Here is a 16,631-nt window from a genome sequence, read left to right on the forward strand (position 1 = left end):
ATGCAGCCCAGATCGTATGTTCCGTTAAAGAGAGACGTGGGATACCATAGGGGCATTAATACCACCTTAATCGTGGTCATAAGCTTCGCGGTCTTCATCTTCGGCTCGCTCCTCATGAGAGGGGCCTTCAACGACCGGAGAGAGGAGTTGATCGAGAGGCTGAAGAAGGAGCGGGAGATCGCCCGGGTAAACGAGAAGCTGAAGGTGGAGCTTTCCGGCATCACGAGGAGCAGGTATATCGAGCTCAAGGCAAAAGAGCGACTCGGGCTCACAAGACCGAAAGAGGAAGAGGTTCTGGTTTTAAGACATGAATAAAAAGGCCAGGAGAAGAGCCTTTTTTATATGTGCGGCCATATTCGTGATGTATGTGATAGTGGGGTTGAACCTTACCGAAAAGTTGAGCATGAAGAGGATTGCAGACAAGGAGGGGATACAGGCAAAGCCTATGGGTCTCGTACCTGCAAAGGCGATAAGAGAGCAGATTCCGGCGCCTGTCGCCTCCGTCACACCCGCGGCGGCCGCGGCCGCTACGAAGAGTGCCGCCCTCACGGAGCCCGTATCCGTCCCTTATGCCGCGCCCCTGCCCGAGCCCGCACCTGTAACCCCAACGAAGCCCCTTGAGCAGAAGGCTGCCGCTCCCGCAAAACCGGAAGCAGCCTTGGCCCCGAAAGAGACGATCCTTCCTGTCACGGCCCTTCTTCGTGACGGGGTTTCGGCGGAGCCGGGCTTCCTCATGGCGCCCCCCATCGTCTGCTACGCGCTGCGAGCTGGCCTTATCGAGAGGGAAGGTTTGATTTTCATCAAAAAAGGTGGCTATAATAATCCCAGTTGGAAGAAACCCCTCGACATACTGAAAGATAGAGACGAAGAAGGTCTACGAAGCATCTCCAGGGCTATCGGAAAAAAACAGATACTCGCATTTCTCAAAAAAGAGGGGATAATTCAAAAAGAAGAACCTGCAGCCGACGACCTTATCCTCGGCCGCGGCTATAGTGTGGAGAAGAAGAAACTCCTCAGCCTCTATGACCGGCATGTGAGCGCCGACTATCAGAACGTTTTCCCCTTCCTCCTCGATCACGTGGGCATCGCAAAAGGCAAAAACGGTTTCGAGGTTGTCCGGCCGAAGGATGGAGTAAAGGAGCGCCGCGAGGAGGGAGAAGAGTGGATGATGCCCAACCTTACCAATCTTACCATCCGTGAGGCCATCAGCAAGATCTCCCCTAAGACTTCGAAGATACAGGTCTTCGGAAGCGGGAACGTGACCGACCAGCAGCCGAAGCCCTTCCAGAGGTCCCAGGGGGAAGTGGAATGCATCATTTACGGGAGAACGAGCAGGTAATGAAACTGGCAGCCCTTATAGACGGCCTGAACGTAACCCGGATCACGGGCGACGGGGCAGTGGAGATCACGGGGATCACGAAAGATTCCAGGTCCGCGGGCCGGGGTTCTCTTTTTTTCGCCACAAAGAAAAGCATGGCCTATATAGAAGAAGCATTGAGGCTCGGCGCAACGGCCGTGGCAGCGGAGGAGACGCCGGAGAGGCCTGTCCCCTGCCTGATCCTGACCCCCGACGTGGACGAGCTTCTCGGGAACGTGGCGGCCCGGTTTTTCGGCATGCCTTCAAAGGACCTCTTCGTGGCGGGCATCACCGGGACCAACGGCAAGACCACGACCACCTTTCTCATGGAGTCCATGGCGCGGGAAGCCGGCAGGAACGCCGGGGTCATCGGCACTATCTCCTACCGGTACGGCGGCCAGGTCCTCTCCGCACCCAACACCACGCCCGGCGCAGTGGAGCTCCACGGCCTTCTTCAGGAGATGCGCCTCGCAGGCACCGAAATCGTGGCCATGGAGGTCTCCTCCCACGCCCTCGACCAGAAGCGGGTGGAAGGCATCGACTTCGATATGGCCATCTTCACGAACCTGACCCAGGACCACCTCGATTACCATAAGACCATGGAGGAGTATAAGGAGGCGAAAACGCTCCTTTTTACGCGCTACCTGGAAATGAGCGCGAAAAAGAGAAAATATGCGGTCCTTAACCTCGACGACCCGGAGGTCGCCGTCTTCCAGCCCGGATTAAACGTAAGGACCCTGACTTATTCGATACACGAAGAGGCCGACGCCTTCCTCGTCTCGGGCACGGAGACGATCGACGGGCTCTCTCTTCGCGTCTCCCTCAGGGGAGAGACAATGGACCTTCGATCCGGTCTCGTAGGGATGTTCAACGCCTCCAATATCCTCGCCGCCTGCCTTTTCGGCTACGGCGCGGCTCTTCCCCGGGAGGCCATACAGAAAGGGGTGGAACACCTCACCGGCGTGCCCGGCAGGCTTGAAAGGGTCGCCAACGGACAAGGCATCTCCGTCTTCGTCGACTATGCCCATACCCCGGATGCGCTGCAAAAAGTTCTCGGACTTTTGGGACGCCTGAAGACCGGCCGCCTCATCGTCGTCTTCGGCTGCGGCGGAGACAGGGACGCGGCAAAACGGCCGATCATGGGAGGCATCGCTTCCCATCTGGCAGATTTTTCCATCGTCACCTCCGATAATCCACGGAGCGAGAAGCCTGAAAAGATCGTGAAAGAGATTGTCTCGGGTTTTAACGGCGGCCCGTTCAAAACAATAGAGAATAGAAGGGACGCCATAACGGAGGGCCTCTCCATGGCGAGACCGGGGGACGTGGTCCTGATCGCCGGCAAAGGACACGAGGATTACCAGATCATCGGAGATCGCACCCTCCATTTCAGCGACAGGGAAGTTGCAGAGGAGTATTTAAATGTGGCCCACGGCTGAAGTGATAAAGGCGGTAGGGGGCACGGCGTACCGCGTCGAGCGGGAGAGCTTCGCCTCCATATCGACCGACACGAGGACCATCGGCAAGGGCGACCTCTATATCCCCCTTACCGGCGCCAATTTTGACGGCCATTTCTTCGTGGAACAGGCGTACGAGGCATCGCTGGGCGGCGCCCTGTGCGAAAAGGGGCGGGAAGAGATCTATAAAAAGGTGAAGGGCACCGTGATCCTCGTGGAAAATACGGTCCAGGCGCTCCTCGACCTCGCCCGGTGGAAAAGGCAGACCCTTACCGGGACCTGCATCGCCATCACCGGAAGTAACGGTAAGACGACCACCAAAGAGATACTCGTAGATATGATGAAGCGTTCGTTCTCCGTGGCATATAACGAGAAGAACTTTAATAACCTTATAGGCGTTTCGAAGAGCATCCTCTCCATTGAAGGGCAGCCCCAAGTACTCGTCTTCGAGCTCGGCACCAATAGCCCCGGCGAGATCAAGGCCTTAGCCCGGACCACACTCCCCGATTGTTCCCTCATCACCAACATCAACCCGTCCCACCTCGAGGGGCTCTTCGATGTCGAAGGCGTGCTTGCGGAGAAGCTCGACCTTTTCCATTCCACCCGGGAAGGAGGCAAGGTATTTATCAATGCCGACGACCCTTATCTCGCGGCCGCCTATCAGGAAACAGGCCGTGAAACGTGTGTCTACGGAATTGCCCGTGAGGCGCCCTTTCACCTCAGGGTGGATCGGGACCTCGGTTGGGTTGGATCGGAGATCACCCTTACCTTTCCCGGGGCCGAGATCCGCGCCGTGACCCGGCTTCTCGGGACGCACAATCTCTACAATATCCTCGCCGCCTCCGCCATAGCCTATTCGGCGGGGCTTGGCGCAGACGCGATCGGTCAGACGATCGAGACCTTCCGTCCCTTTTCCATGCGCTTTACGGTGAAAAAATCCCCCCGGGGTTTCACCGTGGTGGACGACACGTACAACGCCAACCCCGCATCCATGGAATGGGCGATCCGCACGCTCGAAAGCCTGCCCTGTCAGGGCAAAAGGCTCGCGGTCCTCGGGGACATGAGGGAGCTGGGGGAAAAGAGCGCCTTCTACCACAGGGAGCTGGGCAGGTTTCTCAAAGGGACCTCTCTTCCCGTGATCGCCCTCGTGGGCGAGTCTATGAAGGAGGCATACGTTGAGCTGGGCGCTGACCGTGCCCGCCTCTTCAGCGACAAAGCGGCACTTATCACATATGTCGAAGGCGCACTGGAAGAAGGAGATGTAATCCTGGTGAAAGGCTCGAGGGCGGCAAAAATGGAAGAAATAGTGGAGGCCCTGATCTCATGATCTACCACCTCCTCTACCCGCTCCACACGACAATCACCTTTTTCAACGTATTCCGGTACATCACCTTCCGGACCGTGCTCGCCACGCTCTCCGCCCTGATCATAAGCTTTTTTCTGACCCCTTACGCGATCAGGAAGTTCAACGAGTGGAAGATCAAGAGCGATACGAGGGAAGACGTGCCCGAGAGGCACGCCCAGAAATCGGGGACCCCTACCATGGGAGGCTTCGTCATTCTCGTCTCCACGATCATCCCTACCCTGTGCTGGGCCGACCTGACGAACGAGTATATCTGGCTCGTCACCTTCACCATGCTCGGCTTCGGGGCAATAGGCTTCATCGACGACGCGCGTAAGCTCGGAAGCACCAAGGGTAAAGGCATCACGGGGCGGATGAAGCTCCTCCTCCAGATACTGCTCGCCCTGCTCATCAGCGCCTTCGTCTATTCGAGACCGGGTTTCAACGCGGAGCTGACCATACCTTTTTTCAAGAACGCCACCCCCGACCTTGGGATCTTCTATATCATCCTCGGGGTAATCATCGTGGTGGGCTCCTCGAACGGGGTCAACCTGACGGACGGGCTCGACGGGCTCGCCATAGGCCCGGTACTCACCGTCTGCTCCACCTTCCTCCTCTTCGCCTATCTCGTGGGAAACGTGAAATTCGCCCAGTACCTGCAGATCTTTTACGTGAGGGGCGCGGGAGAGCTGACGATCCTTTGCGGGGCCATGCTCGGGGCGGGCATCGGCTTTCTCTGGTACAATACCTTCCCCGCCGAGCTTTTCATGGGCGATACAGGCTCCCTATCGCTTGGGGCATCCCTGGGGGCGATCGCCATCATCATAAAGCAGGAGGCCCTCCTGGTCATCGCAGGCGGCATATTCGTGATCGAGACCGTCTCCGTGATCATCCAGGTCCTCTCCTTCAAGTATCGGGGCAAGAGGGTCTTCAGGATGGCGCCCATCCACCACCATTTCGAATTGAAAGGGTGGAACGAAGGCAAGATCGTGGTGAGGTTCTGGATCATTTCGGTGATCCTCGGCCTTATCGCGCTTAGCACATTGAAATTGAGGTGATATGTCCTTACCTGACCATATATTGATCGTGGGCCTCGGTAAATCCGGGGTCGCCCTTGCGAAATTCCTCTATGGAACGGGCAGGAAGATCGCCATTACGGATGCAAAAACGAGAGAGGCCCTTGCGCCGTCGCTCAAGGCACTCGAAGGGATTCAATTCGAGGGCTTTTTCGGCGGCCACGAGGGGGATTTCCTCGCCTCCTACCCTTTTGTAGTCGTAAGCCCCGGGGTCGACAGCCGCCTGCCTTTTCTCATGGAAGCGAAGGCAAAAGGCATCCCCGTGATAGGGGAGATCGAGCTCGCCGCGCGCTTTACGTCCGAGCCCATTATCGCCGTCACCGGCACGAACGGAAAGACCACGACCACGACGCTCCTGGGCGATATTTTTTCACGGGCTTTCAAGGGGGTCTTCGTGGGGGGCAATATCGGAAACCCCTTCATCAATCATGTGGCCGCGAAAGAGGACGGTTCTTACGTGATCCTCGAGGTGAGCAGTTTTCAGCTGGAGACGGTGGAGACCTTCAGGCCCCAGACCGCGCTCCTCCTCAACATTACGGAGGACCATCTCGACCGGTATGGAAGCTACAAAGAATATACAGACGCAAAATACCGGATCTTCGAGAATCAGTCATCAACTGATTTTGCCGTGGTGAGAGCGGGCCTGGCCCATGAGGGACTGAAGGCACATACGCTCTTCTTCTCCTCCACGGGGCCGGTGGCAGAAGGGGCCTTCCTCGAGGGCGATCTCATGAAGGTGAGGGTGAAGGGCAAAGAATTTCTCTATAAAAGAAGCCTCTCCAGGCTCGTGGGGGTCCACAACACGGAAAACCTCCTCGCCGCCCTCATCACGGCCCATATCCATGATATCGACCAGGAGATCATCGAAGGGGCACTCAATCAATTCAAAGGCCTCGCCCACCGGGTCGAGCCCGTGAGGGAGATCGGAGGGGTCGTCTTTTATAACGATTCGAAGGCAACCAATGTGGATGCCACGAAAAGGGCGCTTGAAAGCATGAATTCAAAGGTGGTGCTCATTGCAGGCGGCAAGGACAAGGGCGGCAGCTATCGATCCATTGCAGGTCTCAAGGAGAAACTCCGGGCCATGGTGCTCATCGGGGAGGCGAAGGAGCGTATTGCCCGGGAAATAGGAGACATCACTCAGGTCTATATGGAAACGGATATGCAGGGGGCCGTGGAGCGGGCGCTCACAATTGCCCGAAAAGGCGACGGCGTACTCTTCTCCCCCATGTGCAGCAGTTTCGACATGTTCCGGGATTACAAGGAACGGGGTAACATCTTTAAGGGCATAGTGGAGTCATTATGAAGAAAGCCGCCATCCTCATACTTGCCGCCCTTCTCCTCTACGGATTATTCCGTGAGTTTACCCTGGTAAAAGTGCTTTTCATCCTCGGGGGCCTTGCATCGGCTGTCCTCGTATCCCGCATTCCCGGGCGGTACATCCTGGCAATGAAATACCCTTTTATCGCCCTCTCCCTCCTCGCAACCGCAGGGTTCTTCTTTTACCCTCCGCTCCACACCAAGGTCCCCATGGAGCCTGTCGTCATATTCCTCTCCTTTTATGCCATCGCCTTTTACCTCATCTCTTTAGGAGACAAGGGCAAGGGTCTCTACAAGGAGGGGCTGGCCCTTTCCATACTCTTTTTAAGCTCCTGCTTCAACTTCTTCCTCATGGGCAAACCCCTGATATTCCTCGCCATGGCGCTCGCAATCATGCTTTTCCTCTTCGTCATCGGCAGGCACCAGCTCATGGCAGTGATCGCCCTCTATACGGCAGGCATCCTCGTCTACCTCCTCTTTGCCCGGAAAGGGTTTTCAGGCATGGGGCTTAGAATGGGGGATATCGACCGGTACATCCTTCTCGCTGCGACCTTCATCCTTCTCATGTTCAGCTTCGCAGGGTTCATGAAGAAGCCCGATTTCGCCAAGATCCTCGTCTTTTTCGGCTTCGTCTACATTGCCGTCGATTTCCTCCTCGTCCTCGGATTTAAGCTGAGCGCCGGCCTCCTCTATCAGCCGGTCATCGCCCTTCTCATTGCCGCGCCTCTCATGGGAATGATGATGAGAGCGGAAAGGGGGCGGGCATGAAGCTCTTTATTTCCGCGGGAGGCACGGGGGGACATATATTCCCCGGCATCGCCGTGGCGGAAGCCTTTTCCGGATTGCCCGGGACCAATGAGGCGGTCTTCGTGGGTACGCCCTACGGCCTTGAAAGCACGCTCATCCCGCCCTACGGATACCGGCTCCTCTTCATCAAGGCACGCCAGTTCCTGGGGCAGTCGGCCGTAAAGAAAGTGGGAACCCTTCTGGCCGTGGTGAAAGGCATACTGGTCGCCCTCTCGATGATACGAAAAGAGAAGCCCGACGCGGTCCTCGGCATGGGGGGCTTTACCTCGGTGCCCGTGGTCCTCGCCGCCGTACTCTCCGGCACACCCAGCTTTCTCCATGAGCAGAACGTCCAGCCGGGCCTTGCGAACAAGATCCTCTCCCGGTTCACGAAGGGGATCTTCATAAGCTTCGACGAGACGGAGCAGTACATAAAGAGCAAAAAAGTCATCCATACGGGCAATCCGCTCAGGAAGAGGCTTACCGCCGCCCATGAGCCAAAGGATGAGTTGACCTTCGGCATCTTCGTCTTCGGGGGCAGCCGCGGGGCCCACAGCATCAACCTCTCGATCATCTCCCTCCTGCCTTATCTCGAAGGCCATGACGAGGTCGTCATCTACCACCAGACCGGTCCCCAGGACTATGAGATGGTGAAGGACGCCTACGAGAAAAGCGGGGTGCGCCATGAGGTCTTCCCCTTCACCGATGCCATGGAAAAATATTATGGACTCTCCGACGTCGTCATATCCCGGGCAGGGGCAAGCACTATTTTCGAGCTCGCCTTTTTTAAAAAGGCCGCCATACTCATCCCCTATCCTTATTCCGCGGGGGGACACCAGTGGAAGAACGCGACCTATGTGGAGAATATAGGCGGGGGATATGTGATAGGCGACGACGAGGCGACCGGTGAAAGGCTCTATCAAGCGGTGGGCCACCTCATGAAAGAAAAGGGGCTTATCAGCGACATGGGCGTAAACATTGGGCGCATTTACAAAGACGATGCGGCGGAGCAGATAATCAGGGGGATATTTCATGGTATTTCATAAAATAGATACAATCCACTTCGTGGGGATCGGGGGCATCGGCATGAGCGGCATCGCAGAGGTGCTCCTCAACCTCGGCTTCAAGGTAACCGGCTCCGACTTGAGAAAGACGGATACCACGGAGAGGCTCGAGCAGCTGGGGGCCCGGGTCTTCCTCGGCCACAAGGCGGAAAACGTGGAGGACGTGGACGTAGTCGTCGTCTCCTCCGCGGTGCGGCCCGATAACCCCGAGATCGTGATGGCAAAGGAGCGGTTCATCCCCGTGATCCAGAGGGCGGAGATGCTCGCGGAGCTCATGAGGATGAAGTATTCCATCGCCGTAGCCGGGGCCCACGGCAAGACCACGACCACCTCCTTCGTCTCCGCCGTCCTGGGCCATGCAGGCATGGACCCCACGTGCGTGATCGGGGGCAAGCTCAATAGCCTGGGCAGCAATGCGAAGCTGGGGGACAGCAAATATCTGGTGGCCGAGGCAGACGAAAGTGACGGGACCTTCCTCCTTCTTTTCCCGACCATCGCGGTGGTGACGAACATCGACCTCGAGCATCTCGACTTTTATAAGGACCTTACGGAGATAAAGGCCGCCTTTCAGACTTTCCTCAACAAGGTGCCTTTCTACGGCGTCGATATCATCTGCATCGACAACGCCAACCTCCAGAGCCTGATCCCGTCTCTCAAGCGGCGCTACATGACTTATGGCCTTTCGAAGCAGGCGGACCTGAGGGCGGAGAACATCACCTATAACGGATTCGAGACCACTTTCAAGGTCATTTATAAAGAGTACGGCCTGGGCGAGATCAGCATCACCCTGCCCGGCATCCACAATGTGCGCAACGCCCTCGCAGCAGTGGGCGTGGCCATAGAGCTCGACGTGCCTTTCACCGTGATCAGGGATGCTTTGAAGAGCTTTTCGGGCATCCAGAGGAGACTCGAGGTCAAGTGGGACGGAGAGATCAAGCTGATGGACGATTACGGCCACCATCCCACGGAAATCAAGGCGACCTTATCCGCCGTGAGAAGCATGTGGAAAGGACGGGTCATCGTGGTCTTCCAGCCCCACCGGTATACGAGGACCAGGGCATTGATGGATGATTTCGTCACCTCCTTCAACGACGCCGATCTCCTGATCGTGACGGAGATCTACGCGGCATCGGAAGAGAAGATCGACGGGGTATCGGGGAGTGTCCTCGCGGAGAGGATCAAAGCGAGCGGCCATAAGAACGTGACCTTCGCCCCGACCAAGGAAGAGGCGGCGGAGCTCGTCCTCACCCATGCGAAACCGGGGGACCTGGTGATCACTTTGGGAGCGGGGGACGTGAACAGAATAGACGAGAGGCTCAAAGCGGTATGGAGTGGAAAGGAATAAGAGGGCAGATCATGGAGAAAGTCCCCATGAAAAGATATACATCCATGAAAGTGGGAGGGCCCGCGCGGCTCATGGCCTTTCCCGCGGATGAGGCGGACCTCGCCGCCATATTGAGAAAATGCCGCGACGAAGGGTTGAATACCAGGGTCGTGGGCAACGGGACGAACGTGATCGTAAGCGACCAGGGAATCGACGAAGCCCTGATACGGCTCACGAAGATGAGGAAGAAGACCTATAAGAAGACATCGGATGGCATCTCGGTGGAAGTGGCAGGGGGCATCTCGCTGACGGCCCTTATCAGGGAGAACGCGCGGCGCGGGCTCTCGGGACTCGAGCGGCTCTACTGGATCCCCGGCACCGTGGGCGGCGCGCTCAGGATGAACGCGGGGAGCTTCGGGGCGTCAGTCTCCGACCCGCTTCAGGAGATAAGGGTCATGGACCGGGAAGGCAAGAAGGAAGTGCGCCCGAAGATGGCGGAAGAGTACGGGTACAGGAAATCTCCGGTCACCCCCTCCGACTGCGTGGTCAATGCCCGCTTCCTCCTCACGGAAAAGCCGCGGGAGGAGGTCCTCGCCGAAATGGAGTATGTCTTCAACGAGCGAATGAAGAGGCACCCCATGGAATTCCCTTCCTCGGGCTCGATGTTTAAAAGCGTACACGGCGAGCCCGCATGGAAATTCATAGAACAGGCGGGGCTCAAGGGGTATACCTTGGGAGGTGCCCGGGTCTCGGAGAAGCATGCAAACTTCATCATCAACCTCGGCTCTGCCCGGGCTTCGGACATATTTGCCCTTACGAAAAAGGTAAAGAGCGAGGTATTCGAAAAAACAGGCGTATTACTGGAGGAAGAGGTGGAGTTCTGGGGGTTCGATGCGTAGAGACGACATGTTGATGAAGAAGATCGGACTCCTTTTGGGCGGCAGGTCCTCGGAGCGCGAGGTTTCGCTGAAAAGCGGGGCCGCGGTGAAAGAGGCGCTGAGACGTAAAGGGTATAAGGTCGTTGCCATCGACCCGGCCGAGAGGCTCGTGGAGACCCTCGCGCAGGAGCGGATCGATGCCGCCTTTATCGTCCTCCACGGCAAATGGGGCGAGGACGGCTCCATCCAGGGTCTCCTCGAGATGATGGCCATCCCCTACACGGGCTCCGGCGTCCTCGGCTCGGCCAACGCCATGGATAAGATCACGATGAAATATATCCTCACCGCCATGGGGATCGCGACCCCCGCCTATAAAGTGGCAATCCAGGGGGAGAGCGTCGAATTCCCCCTGCCCTATGTGGTGAAGCCCGCGAATGAGGGCTCGACCATCGGGATATCGATCGTGCGGGAGCAGAAAGAGCGGAAAGAGGCCCTGGAGACGGCATTCCGCTACGACAGGAAAGTGCTCGTCGAGCAGTTCGTGGCCGGCCAGGAGATTACGGTAGCCGTGGTGAACGGCCGGGCGCTGCCCATCGTGGAGGTAAGGCCCGAAAGCGGCTTTTACGACTTCGAGGCGAAGTATACGAAAGGCAAGACCCGTTACATCGTGCCCGCCCCCATGAGCAAAGAGGCGGAAAAAGCGGCAATAGAGGCGGCCCTCAAGGTCTACCACGCCTTCGACCTCTCCGGCTCGGCGAGGATCGATATGCTGGTCGACGGGCTGACACCTTCGGTGATCGATATCAACACCTCACCCGGCATGACCGAGACCTCACTCGTGCCGAAGGCCTGGGCCGAGCTTGGCGGGACCTTCGACGACCTGGTGGAGGAGATACTCCTGGGGGCAGCGCTGAAAATATGAAGAAAACACTCACCCTCTTCTTCCTCATTCCCCTGTGCGTCATCTCGACCCTCACGGTGATCTACCTGTTCTCCAAGGAAGAGCCCCTCTTCTTCCTCAAGAACATCAAGATCAACGGGGTCCGCCAGATAGAAGAGACGGACGTGATGAGCAGGGTCGCCCCCTTTCTCAGGGAAAGCATCCTGAGCATCGACGCCGCGAAGATGAAAGAGGCGATCACCGCGAACCCGCTGGTGAGAGAAGTAAGCATCAAGCGGGTCTTCCCCTTCTCCATCGTCATCGACGTGAAGGAGAAACAGGCTTCCGCCCTGTGGATAAACGGCGACGGGAAAATCATGGTCCTCGATGAATCGGGCTCCCCTTACAGAGGCCTGAAAAAGGGAGACGACAAGGACCTCTACATCATCAACGCCCGCGAGAAGGCAGAGGCGAAGAGCCTTTACCGGGAGATCAGCGGGTGGGTCAGGGAAGGAATTATCAAGAAGGACGCCCTGTCGGAAATAGCGTATAATGACGGGAACATCACCCTCTTCGGCCTTGAGAACGGGGTGGAGATCATTCTCGGAAAAGAAGAGCAGGACAAGCGGCTGAAAAGAGCGGTGGCAGTGTTCGAAGATGCAAAAAAGAGAGGGCTCCTGATAAAATGTATCGACGCACGTTTCGAGAAAGGCGCCATCATTCAGGAAAGGAAGGGTTGATATGCAAAGAGAGGACGGGCTCCTTGTCGGCCTTGATGTAGGCACCACCAAGATCTGCGTGGTCGTGGCGCGGGTCGTGGAAGACAAGATCAATATTATAGGAATAGGCTCCTACCCTTCCACCGGATTACGAAAAGGCGTGGTCGTGAATATGGATACTACGGTCAACTCCATCAGGAAAGCGGTGGAGGAGGCCGAGCTCATGGCGGGCGTCAAGATCGAGTCCTGCCTGGCGGGCATCGGCGGGCCCCACATAAAGAGCTTCAATTCGAACGGGGTAGTGGCGATCAAGGACAAAGAGGTAAGGGCGGACGACATCACGAGGGCAATAGATGCGGCCAAGGCAGTGGCCATACCCGCGGACCGGGAGCTTATCCACGTCATCCCCCAGGAATTCATCGTGGACGACCAGGACGGCATCTACGAGCCCACCGGCATCTCGGGGGTCAGGCTCGAAGTGAAAGTCCATATCGTGACGGGCAGCGTCTCCTCGGCCCAGAATATCATGAAGTGCTGCAAGCTCGCGGGCCTCAACGTGACCGACATCGTCCTCGCCCAGCTCGCCTCCGCGGAAGCGACCCTCACTCAGGAAGAGAGGGAGATCGGGGTCGCCCTTGTCGACATCGGCGGCGGCACGAGCGATATCGCCGTATTTTCGAACGGGAGCATCAGGTATACCTCGGTCTTGCCCTTCGGCGGCAACAACATCACCAATGACATCGCCATAGGCCTCAGGACCCCCGTGGAAGAGGCGGAGAAGATCAAGAAAAAATTCGGCTGTGCCTCCTCGGGCATGATCGGCGCGAACGAGACCATAGACGTGCCGAGCGTGGGCGGCAGGAAGCCCAGGACGCTGATGCGCAAGACCCTGGCCGACATTATCGAGCCCCGGGTCGAAGAGATCGCATCCCTTATCTACGAAGAGATCAGGAAATCAGGCGCGGAGAAAGTCCTCGCCTCAGGGGTGGTCCTTACCGGCGGATGCGCGAACCTGGAAGGCATGCCCGAGTACGTGGAAGGCATTTTCAACCTCCCGGCCAGGCGCGGCTACCCCATCGGCGTGGGAGGACTTATCGACGTGGTGAACAACCCCATATATTCTACCGGCGTAGGCCTTCTCCTCCATGGGTTCAAGGGGGGAAAAGCCAAAAGGCAGGGCTACGACCGGGCTGCAGGACTTACAAAAATGTTTTCGGGCGGCAAGATGATCGACAGGATGAGAGACTGGTTCAAAGAAATTTTCTAGGAGGTGCACGGTGAATACTGTATTTTACATGGATGAGTCCAATGGTTTCTCGGCCAAGCTTAAAGTAGTAGGTATCGGCGGCGGGGGCTGCAACGCCCTGAACAACATGGTGGAAGCGAATGTGCAGGGCGTCGAGTTCATCGCCGTCAATACGGACGTAAAGTCTCTCGCCATGTGCAAGGCGCCGACTAGAATACAGATAGGACAGCAGCTCACCCGCGGCCTCGGCGCGGGCGCCAATCCGGAGATCGGCAGAAAAGCGGCGCTCGAGGATGTGGACAGGATACGAGAACATTTAGAGGGCGCTGATATGGTCTTCATCACCTGCGGTCTGGGCGGCGGGACCGGGACCGGCGCATCCTCCGTAGTAGCCGAGATATCAAAAGAACTTGGGGCCCTCACCGTGGCCATCGCAACAAAACCCTTTGCCTTTGAAGCCAGGGACCGCATGAAGCAGGCCGAGCTCGGGGTCCAGCAGCTCAAGACAAGGGTAGACTCTCTCATCACCATCCCGAACCAGAGACTCCTCTCCATAGGCGGCAAACATATGACCATCATGGAAGCCTTCCTCAAAGCGGACGAAGTGCTCCTCAATGCCGTCAGAAGCATCTCCGACCTCATCATAGGATCAGGCCACGTGGTAGTCGATTTCGCCGACGTGAAGACCATCATGAGCGAGAGGGGCATGGCCATCATGGGCGTGGGCATGGCCTCCGGCGAGAACAGGGCCAAGGAAGCGGCCCAGAAGGCCATATCAAGCCCGCTTCTCGAAGACATCTCCATCCATGGGGCTCGCGGAGTGCTCATCAACGTGACGGGCAACTCGGATATGAAGCTCCATGAAGTCCACGAGGCCTCGACCCTCATCCAGGAACAGGCCCACGAAGACGCGAAAGTGATCTGGGGCCTCGTCTTCGACGACAATATGAACGACAACCTGAGAATCACCGTGATCGCCACCGGCTTCGAAGAGACCGTCACCCAGGAAGAAGGTAATATCGAGCCCATAAGAAGGGGAAGCAGGCTCTTCGAGGAAGAGGACATGCCGCCCTTCATGAAAAAGAAAGTAGCCGTGGACTACAAGGATATGAATAAGAAAGAGTCCATCGACATCGACGACGACCGGTACGACGTGCCCACCTTCCTGAGGAAGCAGGCCGACTGAAGGGGCACAGGCTAAATTTATGGGGGCGCTTTCCGTGAGCACGAGAACGGAAAGCGCCCCTTTGTGTAGAGGGAAGAAGTGATGAAAAAAGCAGCACCACCCCACGAGCGGGGAGCGATCGTAAAGAAGTGGCGGTCCATGATCCCCGTGGCCGTCCTCTTCCCCAACGCCTACTACATGGGCATGTCGAACCTCGCGGTCCACATGCTCTACAAGCACTTAAACCGCATGGATGACGTGGTCTGCGAGCGCACCTTTTGGGAAGAGAGCGGCGAGGCCCTCTCCGTGGAAAGCAACAGGCCCCTCGATGCCTTCGAGATCGTCTTCGTCACCCTTTCTTTCGAGTTAGACTATGTCAACCTCCCGAAGATCCTGAAGCGCGCGGGCATAGAGATTTCCGCCGGAAAAAGGAAGGAGGGCGATCCGCTCATCATCGCCGGAGGCATCACGGTCACCGCGAACCCCGAGCCCATCCACGATTTCATCGATCTATTCTTGATGGGAGATATCGAGGCGGTGATCCCGGACATCATGGATGCCTACCGGGAAGAGCGCGGAAAAAAGAGAGAAAAGGTCCTGGAGAAGCTCGGGAGCTTCGATTTTGCCTACGATCCAAGACAAATGGAGCCCTCCTATACCGAGGACGGGGCAATCCGCTCCTTTACGCCCGCCGGTTACACGGTGAAAGTGAAGCGGTATAAGGGGAAGTCCTTGGGCACCTCCCAGATCATGACCGACGGCACCGAGTTCAGCGATATGTACCTGGTGGAAGGCACGAGAGGCTGCCCCTCGAGGTGCCCCTTCTGCCTTTTAGGGAATTCCTACGGCTTCACCCATGACAACACGTCCCCCTTCGAAACGAATGAGACTCATATAGGCCTCATAGGCGGAGGCGTCTCCTTCCACCCGAGGCTGATCGAGACCATAAAGGAACTGAAACGGCAAGGCAAAGTCCCCCATTTGCCGAGCCTGAGGATGGACGAGGTCCCCTTGGACGTGATCGAGCAGATAAAGGACGACGTGAAGACCCTCACCTTCGGTGTGGAGGCAGGCACGGAAAGGTTGAGAAAGTCGATAGGCAAGCCCCTCACAGACAACGAGATCCTGGACAAGATCCAGGCGATCCTGGACATCGGTCCCTTCAACCTGAAGCTCTATTTCATGGTCGGCCTCTACGGCGAGACCGCGGACGACGTGGACAGCATAGGGGAGCTGGTAAAGCACCTGAAGCACCTGATGCTAAGAGCCGCGGCACCAAGAGGAAACATAGGCAGCATCACCGTCCACGCGAGCCCCTTCGTCCCCAAGGCCGCCACCCCCTTCCAGTGGCTCCCCATGGATGACCAGGCAAGCCTGAAGGAAAAGCTCACAAGGCTCAAGAGGATCTTCGGCAAGGTGGACAACACCTTCTTCACCCACGAGTCGGTAAAATACAGCGTCCTCCAGGGCATACTCGCGAGAGGAGACAGGAGGCTGAAAGGCGCGATAGTAAAGCTCGCCGAAGGCGAGCCCCCTGCGAAGGTGTGGCGCGAGAGCCCGTTGAACCCTGATTTCTTTACGTTGAGGGAGCGGGGAGAGGATGAGGTCTTTCCGTGGGATTTTATCAAGGGGGTGGTGGGGAAGGAGATGTTGAGGAAGAGGTTGGAGGTTTGTGTGAAGGGGTTGAAAGACTAGGAAAAGGAAGAGAGATAAGGCGGGAGAGGGAAAAGAAGTGAAAAGGCAAAGTCTTGGCGGGTAGCCTTGCACTTGCAAGTTTGGGGGCCACGGCAGCGTGAGGGCTTTATCCTCTCCGCTTCGGCTGCGCCCATTACCCACTAAAAGACGGCTCGTCCGGCACTCAGCCACCCAACTCGTCGTGCCTCCTCAGATGCTATGTATAAAAGACAATGTACAGGGAAAAGAAAAAAAGGCTACCCTCTTTCTTAAGAAAGATCGTGGTGATCGTCTTCACCACGAACAAAGAAAAGGAGGTAGCCAGATGAATACTCGTATGGTACAG

15 protein-coding genes are annotated in these 16,631 nt (G+C 57.2%); all 15 read left to right on the forward strand.

Annotated elements, in window-relative coordinates:
• The 15 genes from VGJ94_05045 to VGJ94_05115 all read left to right on the forward strand — a co-directional run bounded on the left by VGJ94_05045 (position 1) and on the right by VGJ94_05115 (position 16,306).
• On the forward strand, positions 1–315 hold the full coding sequence (locus VGJ94_05045; protein HEY3275965.1) for a hypothetical protein: 315 nt from the start codon (positions 1–3) through the stop codon (positions 313–315).
• Entirely contained in the window at positions 308–1,339 is a 1,032-nt protein-coding gene (locus VGJ94_05050; GenBank protein ID HEY3275966.1) for a hypothetical protein, read from the forward strand. Before VGJ94_05045 ends, VGJ94_05050 begins: the two co-directional genes overlap by 8 nt.
• A complete protein-coding gene (locus VGJ94_05055; protein HEY3275967.1) occupies positions 1,309–2,793 on the forward strand; it encodes a UDP-N-acetylmuramoyl-L-alanyl-D-glutamate--2,6-diaminopimelate ligase in 1,485 nt (494 codons plus the stop codon). Before VGJ94_05050 ends, VGJ94_05055 begins: the two co-directional genes overlap by 31 nt.
• A complete protein-coding gene (murF, locus tag VGJ94_05060) occupies positions 2,777–4,138 on the forward strand; it encodes a UDP-N-acetylmuramoyl-tripeptide--D-alanyl-D-alanine ligase (GenBank protein HEY3275968.1) in 1,362 nt (453 codons plus the stop codon). The genes VGJ94_05055 and murF overlap by 17 nt, the downstream gene beginning before the upstream one ends.
• Positions 4,135–5,211 carry a phospho-N-acetylmuramoyl-pentapeptide-transferase gene (gene mraY, locus VGJ94_05065; GenBank protein HEY3275969.1) on the forward strand — a complete coding sequence of 359 codons (1,077 nt, stop codon included), beginning with the start codon at positions 4,135–4,137 and terminating at the stop codon, positions 5,209–5,211. Before murF ends, mraY begins: the two co-directional genes overlap by 4 nt.
• A 1-nt stretch (position 5,212) precedes the next feature.
• Positions 5,213–6,535, forward strand: a complete 1,323-nt coding sequence (murD, locus tag VGJ94_05070; protein HEY3275970.1) for a UDP-N-acetylmuramoyl-L-alanine--D-glutamate ligase — start codon at positions 5,213–5,215, stop codon at positions 6,533–6,535.
• Positions 6,532–7,317: a hypothetical protein gene (locus VGJ94_05075; protein ID HEY3275971.1), complete on the forward strand. Its 786-nt coding sequence runs from the start codon at positions 6,532–6,534 to the stop codon at positions 7,315–7,317. Before murD ends, VGJ94_05075 begins: the two co-directional genes overlap by 4 nt.
• Complete coding sequence (gene murG / locus VGJ94_05080; protein HEY3275972.1) at positions 7,314–8,381, forward strand: undecaprenyldiphospho-muramoylpentapeptide beta-N-acetylglucosaminyltransferase; 1,068 nt, start codon at positions 7,314–7,316, stop codon at positions 8,379–8,381. Before VGJ94_05075 ends, murG begins: the two co-directional genes overlap by 4 nt.
• Positions 8,368–9,744, forward strand: coding sequence for a UDP-N-acetylmuramate--L-alanine ligase (gene murC, locus VGJ94_05085; GenBank protein ID HEY3275973.1), 1,377 nt, complete (start codon positions 8,368–8,370; stop codon positions 9,742–9,744). The genes murG and murC overlap by 14 nt, the downstream gene beginning before the upstream one ends.
• Positions 9,745–9,770: 26 nt before the next feature.
• On the forward strand, positions 9,771–10,622 hold the full coding sequence (murB, locus tag VGJ94_05090) for a UDP-N-acetylmuramate dehydrogenase (GenBank protein ID HEY3275974.1): 852 nt from the start codon (positions 9,771–9,773) through the stop codon (positions 10,620–10,622).
• A complete protein-coding gene (locus tag VGJ94_05095; GenBank protein HEY3275975.1) occupies positions 10,615–11,523 on the forward strand; it encodes a D-alanine--D-alanine ligase in 909 nt (302 codons plus the stop codon). Before murB ends, VGJ94_05095 begins: the two co-directional genes overlap by 8 nt.
• The gene (locus tag VGJ94_05100) at positions 11,520–12,221 is read left to right on the forward strand and encodes an FtsQ-type POTRA domain-containing protein (protein ID HEY3275976.1); all 702 of its coding nucleotides are present in this window, start codon (positions 11,520–11,522) and stop codon (positions 12,219–12,221) included. The genes VGJ94_05095 and VGJ94_05100 overlap by 4 nt, the downstream gene beginning before the upstream one ends.
• 1 nt (position 12,222) lies before the next feature.
• Positions 12,223–13,467 carry a cell division protein FtsA gene (gene ftsA, locus VGJ94_05105; GenBank protein HEY3275977.1) on the forward strand — a complete coding sequence of 415 codons (1,245 nt, stop codon included), beginning with the start codon at positions 12,223–12,225 and terminating at the stop codon, positions 13,465–13,467.
• Between the two features lie 10 nt (positions 13,468–13,477).
• Positions 13,478–14,632 (forward strand): cell division protein FtsZ, encoded by a 1,155-nt coding sequence (gene ftsZ / locus VGJ94_05110; protein ID HEY3275978.1) that lies wholly within the window; start codon positions 13,478–13,480, stop codon positions 14,630–14,632.
• Between the two features lie 81 nt (positions 14,633–14,713).
• The gene (locus VGJ94_05115) at positions 14,714–16,306 is read left to right on the forward strand and encodes a radical SAM protein (GenBank protein ID HEY3275979.1); all 1,593 of its coding nucleotides are present in this window, start codon (positions 14,714–14,716) and stop codon (positions 16,304–16,306) included.
• Positions 16,307–16,631 lie beyond the last annotated feature (325 nt).

The organism is Syntrophorhabdaceae bacterium (assembly GCA_036504895.1).
Taxonomy (GTDB): Bacteria; Desulfobacterota; Syntrophorhabdia; order Syntrophorhabdales; family Syntrophorhabdaceae; genus PNOM01.